The sequence below is a fragment of the Microcoleus sp. PH2017_28_MFU_U_A genome (assembly GCF_020738035.1).
In the GTDB taxonomy this organism is placed as follows: Bacteria; Cyanobacteriota; Cyanobacteriia; order Cyanobacteriales; family Microcoleaceae; genus Microcoleus.
Genome location: NZ_JAEQCX010000079.1, coordinates 1 through 20926, shown reverse-complemented (window position 1 = coordinate 20926; position 20926 = coordinate 1). Strand labels below are relative to the sequence as shown.

General features: G+C 46.1%; 22 protein-coding genes. 10 read left to right on the top strand and 12 right to left on the bottom strand.

Annotation, left to right across the window (positions count from 1 at the left end; genetic code table 11):
* Window positions 1-175 precede the first annotated feature (175 nt).
* Window positions 176-349, bottom strand: coding sequence for a hypothetical protein (locus JGK14_RS19925; RefSeq protein WP_293219155.1), 174 nt, complete (start codon window positions 347-349; stop codon window positions 176-178).
* Between JGK14_RS19925 and JGK14_RS19920 the strand changes: the two genes are divergently transcribed.
* Window positions 344-1525, top strand: a complete 1182-nt coding sequence (locus JGK14_RS19920) for an aldo/keto reductase (RefSeq protein WP_325315409.1) — start codon at window positions 344-346, stop codon at window positions 1523-1525. The genes JGK14_RS19925 and JGK14_RS19920 overlap by 6 nt on opposite strands.
* Before the next feature lie 489 nt (window positions 1526-2014).
* On the top strand, window positions 2015-2770 hold the full coding sequence (locus JGK14_RS19915) for a Fe-Mn family superoxide dismutase (protein WP_293180210.1): 756 nt from the start codon (window positions 2015-2017) through the stop codon (window positions 2768-2770).
* 58 nt (window positions 2771-2828) lie between these two features.
* Here the strand turns inward: JGK14_RS19915 and rsmG are convergent, their stop codons facing one another.
* Together rsmG and JGK14_RS19905 are read right to left on the bottom strand one after the other, a co-directional pair.
* Window positions 2829-3572, bottom strand: a complete 744-nt coding sequence (gene rsmG / locus JGK14_RS19910; RefSeq protein WP_293203495.1) for a 16S rRNA (guanine(527)-N(7))-methyltransferase RsmG — start codon at window positions 3570-3572, stop codon at window positions 2829-2831.
* Between the two features lie 84 nt (window positions 3573-3656).
* A complete protein-coding gene (locus tag JGK14_RS19905) occupies window positions 3657-4328 on the bottom strand; it encodes an ABC transporter ATP-binding protein (RefSeq protein ID WP_293147764.1) in 672 nt (223 codons plus the stop codon).
* 389 nt (window positions 4329-4717) lie between these two features.
* Here JGK14_RS19905 and JGK14_RS19900 point away from each other — a divergent pair, with 389 nt between their 5' ends.
* From JGK14_RS19900 to JGK14_RS19890, 3 genes are all read left to right on the top strand, one after another.
* Entirely contained in the window at window positions 4718-5734 is a 1017-nt protein-coding gene (locus JGK14_RS19900) for a Sll0314/Alr1548 family TPR repeat-containing protein (RefSeq protein WP_293180207.1), read from the top strand.
* An 85-nt stretch (window positions 5735-5819) separates the two neighbouring features.
* Window positions 5820-6272, top strand: coding sequence for a DUF3531 family protein (locus JGK14_RS19895; protein WP_293198544.1), 453 nt, complete (start codon window positions 5820-5822; stop codon window positions 6270-6272).
* Between the two features lie 242 nt (window positions 6273-6514).
* Window positions 6515-6964 (top strand): NUDIX hydrolase, encoded by a 450-nt coding sequence (locus JGK14_RS19890; protein ID WP_442921466.1) that lies wholly within the window; start codon window positions 6515-6517, stop codon window positions 6962-6964.
* Between the two features lie 295 nt (window positions 6965-7259).
* Here JGK14_RS19890 and JGK14_RS19885 read toward each other — a convergent pair whose 3' ends face one another.
* The 3 genes from JGK14_RS19885 to JGK14_RS19875 all read right to left on the bottom strand — a co-directional run bounded on the left by JGK14_RS19885 (window position 7260) and on the right by JGK14_RS19875 (window position 9238).
* A complete protein-coding gene (locus JGK14_RS19885) occupies window positions 7260-7625 on the bottom strand; it encodes a phage holin family protein (protein WP_293147768.1) in 366 nt (121 codons plus the stop codon).
* A 26-nt stretch (window positions 7626-7651) separates the two neighbouring features.
* Complete coding sequence (gene ychF, locus JGK14_RS19880) at window positions 7652-8743, bottom strand: redox-regulated ATPase YchF (protein ID WP_293180201.1); 1092 nt, start codon at window positions 8741-8743, stop codon at window positions 7652-7654.
* 270 nt (window positions 8744-9013) lie between these two features.
* Window positions 9014-9238 carry a gamma-aminobutyric acid A receptor, epsilon-like protein gene (locus JGK14_RS19875; RefSeq protein WP_293248483.1) on the bottom strand — a complete coding sequence of 75 codons (225 nt, stop codon included), beginning with the start codon at window positions 9236-9238 and terminating at the stop codon, window positions 9014-9016.
* 361 nt (window positions 9239-9599) lie between these two features.
* Between JGK14_RS19875 and JGK14_RS19870 the strand changes: the two genes are divergently transcribed.
* From JGK14_RS19870 to JGK14_RS19860, 3 genes are all read left to right on the top strand, one after another.
* On the top strand, window positions 9600-11144 hold the full coding sequence (locus JGK14_RS19870) for an aminotransferase class I/II-fold pyridoxal phosphate-dependent enzyme (protein WP_325315408.1): 1545 nt from the start codon (window positions 9600-9602) through the stop codon (window positions 11142-11144).
* Window positions 11145-11264: 120 nt separating this feature from the next.
* On the top strand, window positions 11265-11858 hold the full coding sequence (cbiT, locus tag JGK14_RS19865; RefSeq protein ID WP_293248489.1) for a precorrin-6Y C5,15-methyltransferase subunit CbiT: 594 nt from the start codon (window positions 11265-11267) through the stop codon (window positions 11856-11858).
* Window positions 11859-12290: 432 nt separating this feature from the next.
* Window positions 12291-13208 (top strand): phosphatidate cytidylyltransferase, encoded by a 918-nt coding sequence (locus JGK14_RS19860; protein ID WP_325315407.1) that lies wholly within the window; start codon window positions 12291-12293, stop codon window positions 13206-13208.
* A 516-nt stretch (window positions 13209-13724) separates the two neighbouring features.
* Here JGK14_RS19860 and JGK14_RS19855 read toward each other — a convergent pair.
* Complete coding sequence (locus JGK14_RS19855) at window positions 13725-14516, bottom strand: LmeA family phospholipid-binding protein (protein ID WP_293192841.1); 792 nt, start codon at window positions 14514-14516, stop codon at window positions 13725-13727.
* A 347-nt stretch (window positions 14517-14863) separates the two neighbouring features.
* The gene (locus JGK14_RS19850; RefSeq protein ID WP_293180186.1) at window positions 14864-15004 is read right to left on the bottom strand and encodes a hypothetical protein; all 141 of its coding nucleotides are present in this window, start codon (window positions 15002-15004) and stop codon (window positions 14864-14866) included.
* 112 nt (window positions 15005-15116) lie between these two features.
* Between JGK14_RS19850 and JGK14_RS19845 the strand changes: the two genes are divergently transcribed.
* Together JGK14_RS19845 and JGK14_RS19840 are read left to right on the top strand one after the other, a co-directional pair.
* A complete protein-coding gene (locus tag JGK14_RS19845) occupies window positions 15117-15911 on the top strand; it encodes a pseudouridine synthase (RefSeq protein WP_293180183.1) in 795 nt (264 codons plus the stop codon).
* Window positions 15908-16777, top strand: a complete 870-nt coding sequence (locus JGK14_RS19840) for a helix-turn-helix domain-containing protein (protein WP_293180180.1) — start codon at window positions 15908-15910, stop codon at window positions 16775-16777. Before JGK14_RS19845 ends, JGK14_RS19840 begins: the two co-directional genes overlap by 4 nt.
* A 141-nt stretch (window positions 16778-16918) precedes the next feature.
* Here the strand turns inward: JGK14_RS19840 and malQ are convergent, their stop codons facing one another.
* The 4 genes from malQ to JGK14_RS19820 form a co-directional block, all read right to left on the bottom strand.
* Window positions 16919-18427, bottom strand: a complete 1509-nt coding sequence (malQ, locus tag JGK14_RS19835; protein ID WP_293180177.1) for a 4-alpha-glucanotransferase — start codon at window positions 18425-18427, stop codon at window positions 16919-16921.
* Window positions 18428-19044: 617 nt separating this feature from the next.
* On the bottom strand, window positions 19045-19170 hold the full coding sequence (locus JGK14_RS19830; protein WP_265235804.1) for a photosystem II protein Y: 126 nt from the start codon (window positions 19168-19170) through the stop codon (window positions 19045-19047).
* Window positions 19171-19376: 206 nt separating this feature from the next.
* Entirely contained in the window at window positions 19377-20135 is a 759-nt protein-coding gene (locus JGK14_RS19825) for a MinD/ParA family ATP-binding protein (protein WP_293147654.1), read from the bottom strand.
* Between the two features lie 556 nt (window positions 20136-20691).
* On the bottom strand, window positions 20692-20926 hold a 235-nt coding region (locus JGK14_RS19820), incomplete at its 5' end, for an RNA-guided endonuclease InsQ/TnpB family protein (RefSeq protein ID WP_293313468.1).

Sequence of the window (20926 nt, the reverse complement as noted above, 5' to 3'; positions counted from 1 at the left end):
AGGGTGAATCAGGAAGGAAAAGTTTAGCAGTCTACTCAAGAATATTCAGCCTGAAGCACCCTACGGTTAATTAGCTACTCAAGCTTTTTATATCATGTCCGATCGATTAACCGCATTAAAATTCGTTCGTAGTGCGGACTTAAGTCCGTACTACAAACCGTTTTTGTTATGGCAATCAAGAGGACATGATATTACCAATTCCCAATTCCCAATTCCCAATTCCCAATTCCCAATTCCCAATTCCCAATTCCCAATTCCCAATTCCCAATTCCCAATTCCCAATTCCCACCTCACTCACTTCAAAATTGCTATAATAGTATAAATTCGTATCTCTATTTTGATCGTGCAATATCGCAGATTCGGCCGCACAGAATTATCCATGCCCGTCTTTTCCTGTGGCGGCATGAGATATCACCACAAATGGCAAGATGTGCCAGCAAATGAGATTCCACCAGACAATCAACAAAATCTAGAATCGACAATTCGCTACTCAATCGAATGCGGTATCAATCACATAGAAACTGCTCGCGGTTACGGCACTTCTGAGATGCAGTTGGGGTGGATTTTGCCGCAGTTCCCTCGCGAAAAGTTGATAGTACAAACAAAAGTTTGTCCTCAAGCCAACTCCGAGGCATTTCGCGAAGAATTTGATAAATCCTTAGCTTATTTACAGCTAGAATACGTCGATTTATTTTCCATACACGGCATTAATACCTGGGAATTTCTAGAGGATTCTATGCGCCCGGGCGGCTGCTTGGATGTGGCAAAAAAATTGCAAGCAGAAGGCAAAGTTCGGTTTATTGGTTTTTCAACTCACGGCCCTACGGATGTGATTGTCAAAACTATTGAAACCAATCAATTCGATTATCTTAACTTGCACTGGTACTACATCAATCAAAATAATTGGCCCGCAATTGAAGCAGCCAAACGTCACGACATGGGCGTTTTTATTATCAGTCCTTCCGACAAAGGCGGTCAACTTTACAATCCGCCCCAAAAGTTGGTAGACTTGTGCTATCCGCTGAGTCCAATGGTGTTTAATGATTTATTTTGTTTGTCGCACCCGCAAGTACATACTTTGAGCGTGGGTGCAGCAAAACCTGAAGATTTTAACGAGCATCTAAAAGCTGTAGAATTGTTAGATAAAGCTGATGAAATTTTGCCGCCGATATTAGCAAGGCTGGAAAATGCAGCAATTGATAAATTAGGAGAAGATTGGTTTAAGACTTGGGACTTCGGTTTGCCAACTATCGAAAATACTCCCGGAGAGGTTAACATTCGAGTGATTTTGTGGCTGTGGAATTTGGCGAATGCTTACGATGCGATCGACTATTGCAAGATGCGCTACAACCTTTTGGGTAACGCCAGCCACTGGTTTCCGGGCAAAAAAGCCGATCGCCTCGACGAATTAGACTTGCGCCGCTGTCTCGCCCACAGCCCCCACGCTGCGAAAATTCCTAGTATATTGCAAGCAGCCGATCGACTTTTTGGAGGCGAAGCCGTGCAACGCTTATCCCAAGAATAATATAAAAAACCCGGTTTCGAGACAGAAACCGGGTTTGTGAGCCGGAACACGTGAGACTTATGCACGCGTACCTCATTAGCCTATACTTGAGTTGTTCTTACCAACATCACCCATCCTTCTCATCCATTCGGGCGATAAGTCAGTAGTCATTAGTCATTAGTCATTAGTCAGCTCGCGAAGCCGAAGGGTAGTGATTAGTCATTGGGTGCATCTGGCGCAAGGCAAATATATCCGTAGGGGCGAAGCATGACCGCAGTCAATATGAGATGATAACTAATAACTTATATGCGGTCATGCTTCGCCCTCTTCCTTGCGCCAGATGCACCCTTAGTCATTAGGAAAGAAGAAGATATACACAGCAAGCTTGAGCGCGAGTTGTATTTTAAGTTTAATTAGGTATATTTACGATTTTATAATTTTTTTCCCAACTTCCTCCCCTTTTGCTTTAATCTGAGATAAAACAGTTAATAATTCACTTAGGGATCTTTTATGACACTCCAACGCCGAGATTTCTTGTATTTGCTAACAGCCACCGTCGGAGCTATTACCGCAGGTGCTTGCCAAGCGTCAGGCAATAGTGTAGCGCAAGCAAGTCCATCCCCAGAAAGCCCAAAAATAGCCCAAACTCCCGGGCTTTTTACACTACCGCCTCTGCCTTACGAATACAACGCTTTAGAACCGCACATCGATGCGCGGACAATGCAATTTCACCACGACAAACACCACGCAGCTTACGTTAAAAACCTCAACGATGCTGTCAATAAATACCCGAATCTTAAAAACGTGAGTGTTGAAAATATGCTCAAAGACTTGAGCAAAGTGCCGGAAGATATTCGCACAACTGTACGCAATAATGGCGGCGGACACCTCAATCACAGTATGTTTTGGGAAATCATGAGTCCCAAAGGCGGCGGCGAACCCACAGGAGCAATTGCCACAGCAATTAAGCAAAATTTCGGCAGTGTTGAGGATTTTAAAGCCAAATTCAACGAGGCTGGTACTAAGCGTTTTGGCAGCGGTTGGGTGTGGCTAGTTCGCAATAAAGCTGGTAAACTTGAGATTACAACTACTGGCAATCAAGACAGTCCTTTCAGTGATGGCAACTATCCCATTATGGGCAATGATGTTTGGGAACACGCTTATTATCTCAAATACCAAAACCTGCGTGCAGACTACTTAAAAGCGTGGTGGAACGTGGTTAATTGGGCGGAAATTAACAAACGCTACGAAAAGGCGATCGGTTAGTTTAACAAAGATACAGTGGCGGTTGTTTCAACCGCTATTGTATCTAAAATGGCTTCCGCTAGCGAATCGGGCGATCGAGCTTCTGTACAGTTTTCCGCAAATAAAGGCAGTGGCGCGCGCCCTGACTCGCAGGCGTGGTGAATGATTCGACTGACTCAAGCGTACCGCCCAAACGCTCGATCGCACTTTGCAACTCTTCCTCTTCCTCTACCGTCCAATTTCCCCGGTAAAGTACCGCCAAACCGCCGTTTTTCAGGAAAGGTAGCGCGTATTTAGCGCACAGAGAAGCTGCTCCAACTGCCCTCAGAAATGCGATATCGTAAGCTTGTCTGTGCTGCGGTTGTCGGGCAATTTCATCGGATCTGCCCAGCAAAGTCGTAGCATTTTTGATCCCTAAAGACGGCAAAACCGTGTCCAAGAAAGTAATTTTCTTGCGAGTAGAATCCAGGAGAGTGACTGATAAATGTGGAAGGGCGATCGCGATCGGCAAACCAGGAAAACCCGCACCAGTCCCGATATCGATCGCTTTGAGCGGGGACTCAACGGGAAAATCGTTATTTTCCGGCGAATTGTGATTAACCGGCAGCAGTCTCGCAATTCCCCGCAGAGAATCCCACAAATGTTTTTCCCAAAACTCGATCGGCTCAATAATTCGAGTTAAATTCAAGGAACGATTGCCTTCAACAATTAACTCATAAAGCCGCTGAAATTGTTGCTGCTGCGACTCATCCGGCTCCCAATTCAGCGTTTTTTGCCACAATTCATTCATTTGGGGTAACATCATAATTTCTGTCTGGTTCATCTTCTAATAACCATCGAAAGAACTAATGACAAAGTTTGCGACTTCTTAACCTCGCACAACTGTCAACTGTCAACTGTCAACTGCCTACTGACTCACACAACTTGCTTCCTTAGCCTCTAACTTCGCGCGATCGACCTCCTGCAAATCCCCGTGATCTAACGTCCAAAACTTATCAGCAACGCTCAACAAATCGCTAGCATCGTGAGTAACAATCAACAAAGTCCAGTGATTTTTCAACTTACCCAACAAGCTTACCAACTGTCGGCGCATCGACCAATCCAAACCCGCCGTCGGTTCGTCCAAAAGTAGCAAATGCGGCTGGCGAATTAGCTGCACCGCCAGGGCCACCCGGCGCTGTTGTCCGCCACTTAAAGCGTGGGGAGAAGCGCGCAGCGGCAAATGTGCCAACCCAACTTCTTTCATCGCTGAGTGAATTTGTTCTTGTCCCAATTCGGGATGTCCCAGTCGCAATTCTTCTAAAATTGTCCCCCCACAAAAATGTCTTTCAGGAAACTGGAACACTAAACCTCCTAACTGTTGCAAGTGTTCCGGTGTTAATTCTTGTTCGCGCCAGCGGATGTCGCCGCTAGTTTTTTCTGCTAAACCTGCTAATATTTCTAAGAGCGTACTTTTGCCGGAACCGCTACGGCCGACAATCAGCCCCATTTGTTGCGATGGCAGTTCTAAGTTGATATTTTTTAGAATAGCATTGGGACAGGCTGTAGGATGATAGACTAAGTTTTTTAGATAAAGCATTAACGTAATTGGGAATTGGGAATTGGGAATGGGGAATTGGGAATTGGGAATTGGGAATCGTGTATACCTCAGATCCTGGTTGTGCTATTAATAGTTAAGGTTGTTTTTGGCTGGTGCCGATCGCCCAAATTTATTTTACATAAATCTTTACAAAATTTTCGGTTTTTTTCAGCCTTGGCGTTTGATTATTGACATTTTTTATGGTATATTTTGACAATGGAAATCTGTGCGCTCATATATATTAGAATTCACACTTCCATTATTAAAATATACCGCAAGAGCCACAAAAAATCAAGCAAATTTAACTCTTTTTTGCTAGCGGCCCGATAGTCTGAGAACGTAACTCTCTTGTTTCTAGTTTACAGTATATTTCATTGAGAGAATTGACTATGACGAAAAACCCTTTAGCATCGCTGGGCAAGCAAATGTTAAGTTACAAACAGACAGTACGGGCGATCGCCTGTGGAAGTGCGATCGCCCTGGGCATCTGCATAAACTCCGCAGTAGCAGGCGATCCCTTCCGCACGAGCAACCAGCAGGCGATCGGGCCCAACACCGAAACCGCCTTCAAAACAATGTTTCAGCAAGGAAACTACAAACAAGCAAAAGCCCAAGTTCAACAAGCACTATCAGCAGAACCAAACGAACCCCTAGCCTATGCAATGGCAGCCTCATTATCCTACATCGAGCAAGACTTAAACTCGATGAATACCTACGCTCAAAAAACCCGCGAAGTCGGCGAAAAATTGACCAAAACTAACCCCTTGCGCGGCAACATTTACACAGCAGCAGGTCACTTTCTAGAAGGAGCAAATGCCATAGCCAAAGAAGGAACAGCCAAAGGCGCGCCCCAAGCACTCAACAAACTGCGAGTAGTATTTCAATACCTAGATGCAGCAGAAAAAATAGCGCCGAACGACCCAGAACTCAACCTGCTAAAAGGCTACATGGACTTAATGTTAGCCTCAAACCTACCCTTTTCCAACCCCAGCGACGCCATTAAACGACTGGAAGAAAAAGCCTCGCCCCGCTACTTAGCCTATCGCGGCATGGCCGTAGGCTATCGAGACTTAAAAAAATACGATCGCGCTTTAGAATTTGCCAACAAATCTCTAGCAGAAACACCCACCAACCCCGAAATCCTTTATCTCAAAGCACAAGTCTTATCTGCTCAAGCCAAGACTCAATCCAACAACAAAACCATACTTGAGGAAGCCCGAAAAAACTTCGACGCCGCCTTAGCAAAACCAGATCAACTACCGCGCAGCTTAGTAGCCGAAATCTTCTTTCAGCAGTGCAAAACTCGCAACCGTCTCGACAGCAAATCTCGTGATTGTGACCCGATGCGCGATAAAATTAGAGATGCAGATGGAGTCTGGGGGCCGACGGCTTTACCACCACTATAAACAGTTGACAGTTGACAGTTGACAGTTGACAGTTGACAGTTGACAGTACCATCTTGGCGGTTGTTATTAACAAGAGTAAAACTTGATGCAAGTACAGTTTCGCGAATTTAATCCCTTTGACCTCTGGATTTGGCTAAAATTCAGTAACGTGCCTTCAAACGGCGAAAAACAGTATGTAGAAGAAGTGTTTGATTCTTGGTTCTTTTTGGGAAAACTGGGAGGATTTAATGCTGAAAATTTGCAAGTTCAAGATGAAGGCTTAGACATCAGCGATATGAATTACGATGTTAATCTAGCCGACCAAAGCATGATGGCTTTGATGCACAATATGGGAGAAATGGAGTATGAAGGTTCTTGGGCTCGCTGCTGGTTTGATTTGGGGACTAGCGATGCTATCGGCATCGATGTTTTAATTAATGTTTTCCAGCAACTCAGCAAAGAATTTGTGACGATTGAAGAACTAATTATCGGCGGTGAAAATATAGACTGGCCCGTTGAAAATACGAGGAAGAGAGAGGGTTTTGAGCCGGACAATTAACCGTTAGCACGACACGGATGATACGGATAATGACTAGAAATCTCTCATGATTCTTGTGGAACAGGCAGGATGCCTGTTCAAAACTGGCTTTTTATGAGATGTCTAATGATTGATGACTCATGACTGAATGGCTATAGCACTTCTCAAAAAGGTGAGGTATGACTGACAGCTTATATAACCGCTAAACAAAGAGGGCCCAAGCCCAACAACATACCTCATCTTTCTGAGAACCGCTATATATTATGCAAGGTAAAATTCGTGTAATTGTTTTAGGATTAATTCGATCGGGCGTTAGCGAAGCCCTCGAAGAGGATCGCATTTTCGTTTCCCAATTCAAAGATCCGGTAAAACAAGACACATTGTATCGAGCTCTGGGTGGAGGCGTAGAATTCGGAGAACACAGCCTCGACGCTTTGCAAAGAGAATTTAAAGAAGAAATTAAAGCCGAGTTAACAAATATCAGATATTTAGCTTGTTTGGAAAACTTCTTTATTTTTAATGGTCAAGCTGGACACGAATTAATACAACTCTATCAGTGCGATTTTGTTGACTCCAAATTCTATGAATTAGCAAGTTTAGATTTTGTAGACGGTAACTTGAAATGTACCGCATTTTGGATGCCTGTTCACCGATTTCGTTCGGGAGAATTGCGCCTAGTTCCAGAAAGCTTTCTCGACTATTGCGAAGACTGATAACTAAATCGATCCAAATCCCAACAAGCAAATACATTAGAAGCAATTTTTACTCAAAATATGTGCAGTAGGGGCGGGTTTTCTCCCAAATACTTTGCCACAATTCACAAAATAGATAAACCCGCCCCCTTTATTTTTGTCCGCGTTACCAGAAATAATTGGTTGAAAGCCTCTGGGTTTGGCGTAGAAATTAAAAGAAGACGATTCATTACTCCAATCCTCTTCCTTCCAGGAGGTAGAGATTGCTGTCAACTGTCAACTGTCAACTGTCAACTGTCAACTGAATGAACTTTCTCTACCTTACTCTGGGAAGCGTACCCAAAACCTGATACAGCAAAGAGTTAATGAAAGCGAGGGCTAGAGCACCAAGCAAAGCACTCCAAATTCCCCACCGCAATCTAAATCCTTCGACTAGCCAAGCCGCCAAGCCAAAGATAGCAGCGTTGATAACAATCATAAACAAACCAACAGTTACCAATAAAGCTGGAAAGCCCAAAACTACAAAAACTGGTCGCACTAAAGCATTCAGCAATCCAAAAACTGCCGCCGAAACCATCGCTTTGCCAAAACTGTCAATATCCACGCCTATGGGTAACTTGGAAATAATAAAAAAGCTCACAGATGTTACCAACCAAGCAATTACCAGCGAAACGATATCTATGTGCACGTGCTTATCTCCTTAAAAGACTAAACATTAAATCGGAACAACAGCACATCCCCCTCTTGTACAACATACTCTTTTCCTTCACTGCGAACTAAGCCTTTTTCCTTAGCTGCATTCATCGCACCGGTAGCCACCAAATCTTCATAAGCTACAGTTTCGGCCCGGATGAAACCCCGCTCAAAATCAGAGTGAATTACCCCCGCAGCTTGTGGCGCTAACATTCCTGCGATAATCGTCCAAGCGCGAGTTTCCTTCGGCCCGCTAGTGAAATAAGTCCGCAAACCCAATAATTCGTAAGTAGCTCGAATCAAAGATTTTAAGCCACCTTCTGTTACCCCCAGAGATTCGAGGAAATCAGCTCGTTCTTCCTCTGGTAGTTCTACCAATTCTGACTCAACTTGCGCCGAAACTATGACAACCTTAGCATTTTCTGCTTCTGCTATTTCCCGGACTTGTTCGACATAGCTATTTCCGGTTCCCAATTCGTCTTCAGACACGTTCGCTGCATAGATGATCGGCTTGTTTGTTAACAATTCTAAACCTTTAACTAATTCTGCTTCTTCGTCAGTTAAACTGGTCTGGCGTACTGGTTTTTCTGCATTCAAAACCACGACCAATTTTTCAAGGACGTTTACTTCTGCTTGAGCTTCCTTGTTGTTGCGGGCTTGTTTGCGAGTGCGATCGAGTCGGCGTTCAATTTGAGCTAAATCTGCTAAAATTAATTCGAGATTGATAATGTCAATATCTCGCTGGGGATCGACAGAACCGGAAACGTGAATGATATCATCATTGTCAAAACAGCGGACAACATGGACGATCGCATCTACAGCCCGAATGTGAGACAAAAACTGATTTCCCAGCCCTTCGCCCTGACTCGCACCCTTCACCAAACCTGCAATATCGACAAACTCCATCCGCGTGGGCACAGTTTGCACAGAATTGGAAATATTGCTCAGCACCTTCAACCGTTCGTCGGGTACTGCCACGATACCGGTATTTGGCTCGATCGTACAAAAAGGAAAATTAGCAGCAGTCGCCTTGGCATTAGCCACCAAAGCATTAAACAGAGTAGATTTGCCAACATTAGGCAGTCCGACAATTCCGGCGGTAAGCATAGCTATTTAGAAACATATCACTGTTTCAAAATATCATAAGTATCCGCAATATATTGGACAAGCCACCCCAAATCTCAAGCCTGTGTTCGGCTAAATATCTAACTTGAGGTAGATGGCTGAACGGTTCACAAGTGGTTTCCCAAAAAAGCGATCGCCCGAAACCTCTCCCTGTCCCTTATTTATCAACAAATTGGGTCCTGGGCAAGAAACTCGGTTTGGGCGATCGACCTCACAAATTCTGTTAAACTTCCCTGTGGACTAAAACATAATTTAGATAGGTTCAGGGATAGTCTGAGGAATAGGGCCCGGAACTGTTTGAGGAATCGGAAAAGGTACAGTTTCCGGCACCGGTTCAGGGATTGGCTGCGGAATTGGTGCAGGTACAGGTTCCGGTACGGGGCCAGGCACCGGTGGCGATGCGGGAATCTCCGGCAGCCCCGGTTCAGTACCGGGAATTTGCGGGTCTGGCATCGGATCGGGAGTGGGATAAATCATGTTAGTATTTTGCTCGCTAGTAATACAGATGTCTCAAAAACAATTTGTCACCACTTCCAGCTATCTTTTAAAACAAAAACACCCGATTTGTGGTATTGGTTAATTAGAGTTGACAAAATTGACAAACACCTTAAATTTATCTGCGTCTATCTGCGTCTATCTGCCTCGATATGCGGTTAAACTCTCAATCAAATATTTATGAAGGAGTCTCTTATATTAAAATCAAAACAGCGGCTAACACATCTATCTAAATAGCGATTCTTCACTGTTATGACCGCCTAAAATTAAGCCTTGAGTATTAGGGAATATCCCAACCCATATCCAGCGAGTCATCCCCAATCTAATATCTAAAATTGTATAAGTGTCACCAGCAAACCCTCAACAACAAACTCCGCTATTAGATGCGCTGCGCGATCGCACAAACCACCATCACAGCCCATTCTACGCCCCCGGACACAAACGCGGACAAGGCATTTCTCAACCCTTAGTTGACTTGTTCGGGGCCGCAGTATTTCGCTCAGATTTGCCCGAATTGCCAGAATTAGATAATCTCTTCAACCCAGAAGGTGCAATTGCCCAAGCTCAAGAGTTAGCAGCCCAAGCATTTGAAGCAGACTCAACTCGCTTTTTAGCCAACGGTTCGACTTGCGGAATTATCGCCGCCATTGTCGCGACTTGCGGCCCGGGCGATAAAATTATCTTGCCTAGAAATATCCACTCTTCGGCGATTTCCGGCTTAATTTTATCCGGTGCAATGCCGATTTTTGTCAGTCCAGAGTACGATCGCACTTGGGATATTGCCAACAGCATCACCCCAGAAGCCGCAGCAGCAGCCTTAGAACAACATTCCGACGCGAAAGCAGTAATGGTCGTCTACCCAACCTATCACGGCGTGTGCGGGGATTTGCGGGCGATCGCCAAAATTACCCATCAATACAACATACCGTTATTAGTAGACGAAGCCCACGGCGCGCACTTTAACTTCCATCCCAACTTGCCAGCACCGGCCCTATCAGCCGGGGCAGATTTAACAGTACAATCAATCCACAAAACCCTCGGTGCAATGACTCAAGCATCGATGCTGCACGTCAAGGGCGATCGCATAAATATCCAAAAAGTCGATCGAGCATTGCAGCTTGTACAATCCACCAGTCCCAGCTACTTATTATTAGCATCATTAGACGCCGCCCGCCAACAAATCGCCCTCCACGGAAACGAGTTAATGGCGCAAACTTTAGATTTAGCTGCAAAAGCGCGATCGCACATCAGTCAAATTCCCGGCTTATCAGTTTTAGAACAGTTAAATACACGTGGTTTTGCAGCATTAGACAGAACGAGGCTAACAGTAAAAGTATCAGATTTAGGAATTACTGGATTTGCGGCTGATGAAATTCTGCACTCGGAGTTCGCAGTCACCGCAGAATTACCAATGCCGCAACATCTCACATTTATTATCAGTTTGGGAAATACAGAATCAGATATTGACAATCTGGTTAAAGGTTTCCAGAATTTAACTCACAATTTAGGAGGCGGGCACGGGGACGACGCCGGTACAACCGGGGGCGGGCAAGATGCCCACCCCACAAGAAAATTCACTCTTTGTGGAACAGGCATCTTGCCTGTTCTTGAGAATGGTGCAAGATCTCTGTTAGGATTTCCCACTCCCTCTCTCTGCCCCCGCGAGGCCTTTTTTTCCCCGGCGGAAACCGTAGGAATAGACCAAGCAGTCGATCGACTCAGTGCCGAACTCATCTGTCCCTACCCGCCAGGAATACCAGTTTTGATGCCCGGTGAAATCATTACCTCACAAGCCCTTGACTACCTGCAACACATCCTTGCAGCCGGCGGCAAAATCACAGGTTGCAGCGATCCCCGCCTCCAAACTCTCAGGGTTGTGCGAAAGTAAATATTAAGACTTGGGGATAGTGGGAAATGAGGGATAGTAGGAAATGGGAAAAATCTTCCCTCTTCCCTTTTCCCTCTTCCTTCTTCCTTCTTCCTTCTTCCTTCCATTAAAAATACAACTATGCTTTGGCCCTACGTCACTCCTGGTATCCCAGACGATTTATTTGAACGTTTACCGGGAATTCCCATGAGTAAGCGAGAAGTCCGACTGCTGTTACTCTCCCACCTGCGGCTGCAAGCAGACTCAGTGGTGTGGGATATCGGTGCAGGTACTGGCACCATTGCGGTAGAAACAGGTTTGCTGTGTCCCAAAGGTCGGATTATTGCCGTAGAAAGGGACGAAGAAGTAGCCAGCTTGATTCGCCGAAATTGCGATCGATTCGAGATCAAAAACGTAGAAGTCATCGAAGGTAGCGCCCCTGAATGCCTCGAAAACCTCCCCGAACACCCCCACCGAGTCTGCATCGAAGGAGGGCGCCCGATTAAAATGATTCTCCAGGAAGTCTGGCGACACTTGCGCCCACAGGGTCGAGTTGTCGCCACAGCCTCGAATTTAGAGAATCTTTACGCCCTTTCCGAAACCTTCTCTCAGTTGCAAGTCCGCAACATCGAGGTAGTCCAGTCCGCTGTCAACCGGTTGGAAACTCGGGGCCTGAGTCAAATCTTTGCCGCTGTCAATCCCATCTTTATTCTCAGCGGTGAAAAGCTGGATTAGTCATTGGTCCTGCCGTCATCAGTCATCAGTCATCAGTCATTAGTCATTAGTCAATACACTGAGATATTCCCACACCACATCAAAGATGGTGATGTGGGCCCGGAGGCTGTATCACTGAGAATCACACACTAAATGTAATTCTTAACCTTTTTTACGTTCGCTTAACGTTCATACTTAGAATAAGGGCGACCTTAGCTGGAGCGATCGCCAGAGTTGAAATTTTGGATCGCCGGTTGAGGATGGGGGACAAACCAGTACCTTAACCATCCTTGCATCCTTGCATCCCAAATCGACCGATCCCGCCCAAAAAACAAAATTTTAGATTAGAGTTCCAACCCCCAGATTCATCTGTGGACTAAATCTAAAATCTAAAATCTAAAATCTAAAATCTAAAATCGACTGACCCGCCGTCTGCTGTGAGAACTTCATTTTATGCCTTGGTCTCGTATCCTGAGTGGAATAGTTGCGATCGTCCTTGCTTTGGGAATGATTATTATGGGGGGATGGTACTTCACCCTCGGCTTTGGCGTCATCGTGTACCTAGGTCAATTGGAATATTTTCAATTAGCCCGGGCTAAAGGCATTGCACCTGCGGCCAAAACTACCTTAGTTGTCAGTCAAGGCTTGCTGATGACTGCCGCCCTGGCGCCGCAACTCGTAGACGCCATGTTCCCCCTCGCCGGAACCTTAATCTGTTTCTACCTGTTATTCCAACCTAAATTATCGACGATCGCCGATATTGCCTCCTCAATTTTAGGATTGTTCTACGGCGGTTATTTGCCCAGCTATTGGGTACGGCTGCGAGTCGGCCTCGATCCGGCCAATCTCGCTACCACCCAATTTTCGCAAGTAGTAGCAAGCAATTTGCCCGTTAACATTTACTCGTCCCAGTCTTGGACAAGTTCCAGCAACATATCTTTAGGATTGACTTCGCTGCTGGTGGCTTTCCTCTGCATCTGGGCTGCGGACATTGGCGCTTATTTTGTCGGCAAATTCTTCGGCCGCACTAGCCTGTCCCACATCAGCCCGAAAAAAACCGTTGAAGGTGCCGTATTTGGAGTTTGCGGCAGCATCGCCGTGGCCGCCGCCTGGTCTTGGTATTTGCAATGGCCGGGGTGGCCCTATACTGGGGCTGCTTTTGGTCTGTTGATTGGCGTTGCTAGCTTGTTGGGAGATTTAACTGAGTCGATGATGAAGCGAGACGCCGGCGTTAAGGATTCGGGACAGTTGATTCCCGGTCACGGCGGCATTCTCGATCGCACTGACAGTTATGTTTTTACTGCACCCTTAGTCTACTATTTTGTGACTTTGCTATTGCCCGCGATCGACTCTTTTTTAATTAATCCGTAATTGGGAATTGGGAATTGGGCATCGGGCATCGGGCATCGGGCATCGGGCATATGAATTTGGAGGCAGATCAGAGCGTTCGGGTATGTATTCCCAGGCTCTTCCTGGGAACCAGTTACAGCCAACAAACAACAGACAACAGTCAACAGACAGGGAGCATCTCAGTTTTGCGGGTGCATCTCAATGCAAGCAAATATGTTTGTATGGGCTATAGCATGACCGTAGTCAATATGGGATTATAACTAATAACTTATATACGGTCATGCTTCGCCCTCTTCAAAAACCAGATGCACCCAGTTTTGCATTTATAATAGAGCGTCCCCGCTCGCGAGTACAATACGCGAACTCTTAAGCTCGTACTATTTTGCATTTATATTGCGAGCTTAAGAGCTCGCGAGGACAATACGCGATCTCTTAAGCTCGCAATATAATAAAAAAAATGCTTTTTACAAAAATGAGATGCTCCCCAACAGATAACAAACAACAAACAACAAACAACAGCCAACAAACAACAAATAACTAAGGCAAAACTCGAATTCCACCCCGACAAACAATCTCCCCCGGACTCAAAATCAACTCATCAATTGCAACTTCCTGTCCGAAATCAATTTTAAAATCCTTGAAATCACTGCTCTTGATTTCTCCATTGACTTCGATTTCCGGTACTTCAAACATCAATTCGCGACCGCTAGCAATCCGCAAACCAGTCCGCAATACAACAGGAATTTGCGTACCCCCAGCGCGCAAAATTGTCGCCACCAGCGTCAACTTCCCCGCCTCAATTTCGATCTGCGAATTTTCCAACTTCAGCGACTTTTCGCTATCTGTCAGCGGCAACATTGGCAGCAAAAATTCACTCAAAGCATCCGCCAGCAAAGGCGCTTTCAGGGACGCATTCAAATCCGCTTGAGAGAGCCTCAAAACGCCAGTCACGGGAACCGATTCGAGCAGGCGCAGTGGTTTGCCTTTGAGAGCTTGACCGAGGTTGATGCGAATCCCACAGCCCTCTAGGGCAACCTCTGTTAGGTGTAATCCTTTATACACGGCACCGCGAGCCGCTGCCGTTACTTTGGGGATTGCACCGCTGAAAATTTGTCGATCGCTCCCCTCAATTTTCACCTTCAACTCATCAACCTGCTGAACTTGCGATCGCAGCAACAACTGCACCGCCGGAGACAGCACCGAACTTGCGATCCGGCTGCCTTGGCTCGGCGGCGGTGTCTCCCCTTCCTCGTCGAGGTTGGCAGTCCCACCAGAGCTGGCCGCAGTAGCTATATTGTCAAATAAAAGAGAGTGGCGATCGACAGTCATAAACAATTTGAAAATTACAAACCTTAATATTCAAACACAAAAATTTAACTATTAACGAGCGCATCCCGTCTCACAAACCCGGTTTATACAAAGAAATATCGCCCTCAACCTCGGATTTTCCCTAAGAACGGGTTGATGAACCCACCTCGTGACATACTCCAGAAGCCGAAATCAGACATCAGCAACGCCTGAAGCAGAAAAAATCTCACCCTTCCCCCCTCAGGCTTTCTCCTGAGTTTGCCAGTTGTGCGATCCCGAGGGAAATTTCGCGATCGAGCGTATAAAATTAACCAGCAGTACTGGTTTTATGGTAGTGTTAGTTAATGGTCGTGTCAGACCCACACATTTTAAATCAGCAACAAACCAACGGTGCAGGCAATAGCCTCCCGCGAGTCTTTTCCTCGTAGTTTTTGCACAACATTCAGGGTTATGCCATAAGGACAATCTGCACCAGGCGCAACGCCCTGCAAGGATTGGTTAGCAAACATTAGAATTTCTTCCCAACCAGGAATTGAACATTGGTAGCATCGGTTAATCCATTAACCGTGTCGTATTTCCTCCCTCCACCGCTCGGGTGTTGGGGCTTTCCACATTCCCGTCATGTCTGATGAAAGGCTGCAAAAAATCCTCGCCCAGTGGGGCATTGCCTCTCGCCGTCTTGCAGAACAGATGATTGTAGCTGGACGAGTCCGGGTTAATGGCAATATTGTTCGTTTAGGACAAAAGGCGAATCCCGATCGCGATTTCATCGAAGTCGATGGAGTCCCAGTGAAACCAACAGATAGACCGGCAGAGGTCTATCTGTTGCTCAACAAACCCGCAGGCGTAGTTTCTACTTGCAGCGATCCCAGGGCGCGATCGAAAGTTCTCGACTTGCTGCCGCCCAAACTGCGATCTGGTCAAGGCATCCATCCCGTAGGACGCTTAGATGCAGATTCCACAGGCGCCCTATTGCTCACCAATGATGGTAAGCTGACATTTTGTTTGACCCATCCGCGTCACTCGATCGCCAAAACTTATCAAGTTTGGGTGCTCGGCGATCCCCCGGAACCCATACTACAAGCGTGGCGTCAGGGCATTATCTTGTCCGGTAGAAAAACATTACCCGCGAAAGTTAGAGTTATCGATCGCGCGAGAGACCAAACTCTGTTAGAAGTAATTCTATCAGAAGGGAGAAACCGACAGATTCGGCGCACCGCCGAGCAGTTGGGATATCCAGTGGTGCGCCTGCACCGCACAGCCATTGGCCCGATTCAATTGCAGCCCCCCGCAGGGCCGATATTGGCACCGGGCTGCTACCGACCCCTAGAAGATTCAGAAATTATTTTTTTATGGAATCTAGTCAACCTAACATCAATAAGCGTGCCAGTGAATCCCCAGGAGCACAGCATATGACAAAGAATTTATTGTTTTTATTCTCCCAAATAACTAAGAAGAAACTGCACTCCCAAGAGCCAGAAACTCCTCAGAAGAAATTAGCGGCAATAGGATCTCAACTCCGGGAGTACCGCGAACAGCAGTCGATTTCTTTGGACAGAGTAGCTGTCGTAACCATGATTCGGCGGAATCTGCTGCAAGCCATCGAAGACGGCCAACTCGACCAACTCCCCGAACCCGTCTACACTCAAGGTTTGATCAAGCGGTACGCCGAAGCAATGGGTTTGGACGGAACTCAGTTTGCCGACTTTTTCCCGATCGAACCGCCACCGCGATCGACCACCAAGCTATCCTGGCAGAATGGGCCACAATTGCGGCCGATGCACCTGTACCTTTTTTACACATTTCTAATTATCTGTTCAGTCAATGTCTTATCTCAGTTGATGGGCGGTTCTCTGACAACAAAAAACGGTACGGGAACCAAAGAACTAGCTCTTGAGCAAGAACAAGCTCGTTTAGCCCAGAGCGCCTCAAAAAATCAGAAAGCCGATAGTTACGATGCTGTGGAAGCAGCAAGAACAGGTCAAAGTTTAGATAAATCTGGCAATAAACCAGTCATGGTTAACGTCAGTTTAAAAGACGAATCATGGATGAAGATTGAAGTTGATGGCAAACCCGAGTTTGAGGGAACTTTGCCTTCAGGAACTGTCCGCACCTGGCAGGCCCAAAACAAATTGGTAGTTCTAGCTGGTAACGCCGGCGGTGTAATGATTGCTGTGAATAACGGACAAGCCGAACAACTCGGAGAATCTGGAGTTGCCAAACAAGTTGTTTTTACCGCCGACGAACTCAAGCCTTCAGCAAAGCCCAAAAATGAAGGATAATCGGGCATCGGGCATCGGGCATTGGGCATGGGACATAGTTAATAGTTAATAGTTAGTCGTTAGTAGTTAGTCGTTTCTCTAATAACCAATGCCCTATGCCCTATGCCCTATGCCCAATTCCCAATGCCCAATTCCCAATTTTCAATTTTTCTGGGGAGCGCGCCCGCAGATGTAAGTCATGGTTTTGAGCCGATCGCGCACCTCCCAATTCAAAGCTTCGCGCCGATACCGCCAGCCCCAATTTCCCTCTGCTTTCCCCGGAAAATTCATCCGCGCGTCGGTATCCAAACCCAACAAATCTTGAAAGGGCACGATCGCCAAATTAGCAATAGAAAACCAACCCATGCGGATTAAAGACCAGTGAATTCCTTGGGGATCGATGCAGCCCAAATAACGCAAAACCTCATCTCTTTCGTAGTTTTGCAGTTGATTGAACCAGCCAACAGTCGTGTCGTTGTCGTGGGTACCGGTGTAAACTACACAGTTACGAACATAATTGAAAGGCAAAAAAGGATCGCCAGGCCCCGCACCGAAAGCAAACTGCAAAATCTTCATTCCGGGAAACTCAAACCGATCGCGCAAAGCTTCCACTTCCGGAGTAATTACCCCCAAATCCTCAGCGATAATCGGCAAATTGCCGAACTTCTCGTTAATTACCTCAAACAAAGCCGTTCCCGGCGCATTAATCCACTCTCCGTCGATCGCAGTTTCCTGCCCGCGCTTCACCGCCCAGTAAGCATCAAATCCTCGAAAGTGGTCAATCCGAGTCACATCTACATAAGCGAAAATCGCCTCAAAACGCTGCACCCACCACTGAAAATTAGTTGCTTCCAAAGCCTCCCAATTGTAAACAGGATTGCCCCACAATTGACCTGTTGCGCTGAAGTAATCCGGCGGAACTCCCGCCATCAAAGCTGGTTCTCCAGTTGCTTCATCCAAACAAAACAAGTCCGGATGCGACCACACATCAGCACTGTCGTGAGCGACATAAATCGGAATGTCACCAATAATTTTAATGTCGCGCAGGTTCGCATAGCGTTTCAACTCAGTCCACTGGCGGAAAAACTCGAACTGCACGTATTTGTAGTAATAAATCTCATTATGTAGCTCCTGCCGCCACTTGTCTAGCGCCTCCGGTTGGCGCTGTGCAATTTCTGGTTCCCAAGTGTGCCAGCTCGTGCCGTTGAAGCTGTCTTTTAGTGCCATAAATAAGGCATAATCTTCCAGCCAACTCGCTTTGCTCTCGCAAAAAGCCGAGAATTCTCTTTGCTGCACCGGCGATGCTTTCGCTTTGAAGTTTTCGCAGGCTTTTTTGAGCAGGGGTATTTTGTGTGCGATCGCGCGATCGAATTCTACTGTATCCAGGGGAAATTCCGGCGAATGAGCTAAATCTTCATCGCTGAGCAATTGCTCGTCCCGCAGAATTTCCGGGCTCAGCATCAGCGGATTTCCTGCCATTGCTGAATAGCACGAATAAGGAGAATTGCCGTATCCAGTCGGGCCCAGCGGCAATATCTGCCAGTATTGCTGGTCGCTCTCTACTAAAAAGTCAATAAAGCGATATGCTTCTATTCCCATATCCCCAACACCAAATCGGCTGGGAAAAGATGTCGGGTGGAGTAAAATGCCGCTAGCTCGGGGAAAAAGCATAATCTATCTAAAGATATAGGAGTTAAACATTGACAATTTGACCGATATTCCCTAGAGGTTAAACTTCGCAGTTTGTAGGGCGATTTTCAGGGCAAATACTTTTGCGATTGTCTCATATTTTCTGCTGGAACGTGGCTAAATATTTGTGTCGCAATCTCATCACAAATGCTGAGGCGATCGCACCCAGTTTATGCACAAGTTTATTTATAACTTTTAAGTGGCTTTCGCTCTATCTGTCTGGAGTCGTACATTGCGATCTCCGGGCCAAACATCAAACAAGTTCCCAAACAGGATGCAACTATATGTCCGCGTTCCAAACCCTGATGCAGTAAGCGATCCGATTTTAGATTTTAGATTCTTCGACCGGAGCGAGCGAACAAGTTTTAGACTTTAGCTTTACTCCACATATTCATCACCGGAGCAGAAACAGGAGTCTAAAATTTTTGGTTTTCTGCACACTCATAGCTTCAGGGGCTTGTACAGGTTTTTGGGCGGGGTCATTGATAATCCAAAATGGCATTAGCCCTCCTGCTCCTGAGAGCCAATGCACAAATCAGCCGACTGTTTTTGTATCTCAACAAACAGTCGGCTGCAAAATTACGGTGAAAATGCTGAGTTTAAGTTTCCTTGTTCAACAATTTCTCAACTTGTTTGAGAGCTATAGTGCCGACATTGTAAGCAGCCCAGCCGCCCGCCAACAAAACCGGACTCAATACTATTAGTATGCGCCAGTCAAAATCCATGAGTTCTCCTCCTAAAGTTTTTTAACAAATTCTCATAATCTATTTGTATCTCATTTTGTCGCCATTCTCCTGACTCCTCAAGCAAATATTGTCGCCGAAAAAGTTCCTCCACAGCAAGGAGCGATCGCGCTTGCAGGACATCGCGCCCCAGTAATTGAGACTGCAACTCGCTCTCGTCAACCTTGATCCGCTGTCCTTACACCAAATTATCCCAAAATCTGCTTGGCAATCCCTTCCACCACTTGAGTTAGAGGGTCTTTAGGGAAGTGCAGGGCAAACACCCCCTTGCTGGCTAACAGCATCATCTTGTCGCTGTGGGGCAGCACCCCTCCAACTGGGATGTTGTAAATACTCTCTACTTGCTGCTTCAAATCCTCGAAATCCAAGGATTCTGGCGCTTTGTTGATCGCGATCAAAATCTTGGGAACTTCTAATTTGCGGGCCACATCTACCGTGACAGCCGTTCCCTGAAAATCTTGCTGATCCGGACGCAGAATCAGCAGCAGGATATCCGAAATCGTGATGCTGAGAAGGGTTTCTTCGTTGAGTCCTGGGTGCGTGTCAATAAATAGGTAGTCTAAGTTCAGAACGTCGATCAGTTCTTGAAAGCCGTCGGTAAGCAGTCCCACGTCGTAGCCTTCCCGCAAAACTCGCGCTATCTCCCCTGCTTTAATGCTCGAAGGAATCAGATAGAGGCTGCCGTTACGGGCTAATTTTGGCAGCAGCGAACTCACATTGTAAGCCGTATCCGAGATCGGACACCTGCCCCACAGGTAATCGTTGAGGCAGCGATCCATGTTGTTCTCGCTGAAACCGAACAGCACGTGAATCCCGGGCGATTGAATGTCTGTGTCCACAATGGCGACCCTGTTTCCGCCGCGAGCGATAATAGATGCCAGGTTTGCAGTCATGTTAGATTTGCCAGTGCCACCCCGGTAAGAGTGGACAGAGATGATTTTGGACATGATAGGCGTATTGCAAAGATTAAACAATTATCTCTTTAAGTCTAATCATTTATGGACTTTCAAGTTTTTGAGATGCTGGACTTTTATTTAGATTCAGTTGTTGATTTATGTCCTCTATAGTTGGGAACCCTGCTTAGCTACGAAGTCTGCCAATCAATCAGACTCTAGAAAAGAAGGCATTAATGAGAGGTAGATCGGATTGTAGTCTACAACCAAAAGTAATCTCAATAACCCGATAGGTAAAATAGATAGAAGGCGTAGTAATTCGGCCGCTAGGCTTAACACCGTCAAAACGGAATGTAAATCATATTTGACCGTAGATTCTACAACGATGACAGGGAGAAACGCGGACAATCAATTATTATGCAATTCACGATCGCATCATATATCATATCGATCGATCTTCCTTGCCGCTCAAATCCTCCTGGTCTGTTAAAGTATCAATCTTTTCCTGCTTCGTAAAACTTACCCAAACTTAACTAAAGCCATCTTTAGCTACAATGAAAGAGTTCACTTCCTGCGCTATTGGGTGGTCGGCCATCCCAAGATAAGCAGGCTATCCCCCAATAGCCTTGGGTTCCCAATTTAAAATATTTAAACTGGCATTAAGATCGCGGTCTACCGACAGACCACAAGCAGGACAATCATAAGTCCGAACGCTGAGTGGCATATCTTTTTTATGCCCGCAATTAGCACAAATCTTAGAACTGGGAAACCATCGATCTACCAGCACTAATTGGGAGCCATACATTTTGCATTTATACTCTAACTGTCGCCTGAATTCGTAAAAA

Coding starts and splice junctions, on each gene's coding strand:
- JGK14_RS19915 (WP_293180210.1), top strand. CDS start 2,015: ATGACACTCCAACGCCGAGATTTCTTGTATTTGCTAACAGCCACCGTC.
- rsmG (WP_293203495.1), bottom strand. CDS start 3,572: ATGAACCAGACAGAAATTATGATGTTACCCCAAATGAATGAATTGTGG.
- JGK14_RS19905 (WP_293147764.1), bottom strand. CDS start 4,328: ATGCTTTATCTAAAAAACTTAGTCTATCATCCTACAGCCTGTCCCAAT.
- JGK14_RS19900 (WP_293180207.1), top strand. CDS start 4,718: ATGACGAAAAACCCTTTAGCATCGCTGGGCAAGCAAATGTTAAGTTAC.
- JGK14_RS19895 (WP_293198544.1), top strand. CDS start 5,820: ATGCAAGTACAGTTTCGCGAATTTAATCCCTTTGACCTCTGGATTTGG.
- JGK14_RS19890 (WP_442921466.1), top strand. CDS start 6,515: ATGCAAGGTAAAATTCGTGTAATTGTTTTAGGATTAATTCGATCGGGC.
- ychF (WP_293180201.1), bottom strand. CDS start 8,743: ATGCTTACCGCCGGAATTGTCGGACTGCCTAATGTTGGCAAATCTACT.
- JGK14_RS19875 (WP_293248483.1), bottom strand. CDS start 9,238: ATGATTTATCCCACTCCCGATCCGATGCCAGACCCGCAAATTCCCGGT.
- cbiT (WP_293248489.1), top strand. CDS start 11,265: ATGCTTTGGCCCTACGTCACTCCTGGTATCCCAGACGATTTATTTGAA.
- JGK14_RS19860 (WP_325315407.1), top strand. CDS start 12,291: ATGCCTTGGTCTCGTATCCTGAGTGGAATAGTTGCGATCGTCCTTGCT.
- JGK14_RS19855 (WP_293192841.1), bottom strand. CDS start 14,516: ATGACTGTCGATCGCCACTCTCTTTTATTTGACAATATAGCTACTGCG.
- JGK14_RS19850 (WP_293180186.1), bottom strand. CDS start 15,004: ATGTTTGCTAACCAATCCTTGCAGGGCGTTGCGCCTGGTGCAGATTGT.
- JGK14_RS19845 (WP_293180183.1), top strand. CDS start 15,117: ATGTCTGATGAAAGGCTGCAAAAAATCCTCGCCCAGTGGGGCATTGCC.
- JGK14_RS19840 (WP_293180180.1), top strand. CDS start 15,908: ATGACAAAGAATTTATTGTTTTTATTCTCCCAAATAACTAAGAAGAAA.
- malQ (WP_293180177.1), bottom strand. CDS start 18,427: ATGCTTTTTCCCCGAGCTAGCGGCATTTTACTCCACCCGACATCTTTT.
- JGK14_RS19830 (WP_265235804.1), bottom strand. CDS start 19,170: ATGGATTTTGACTGGCGCATACTAATAGTATTGAGTCCGGTTTTGTTG.
- JGK14_RS19825 (WP_293147654.1), bottom strand. CDS start 20,135: ATGTCCAAAATCATCTCTGTCCACTCTTACCGGGGTGGCACTGGCAAA.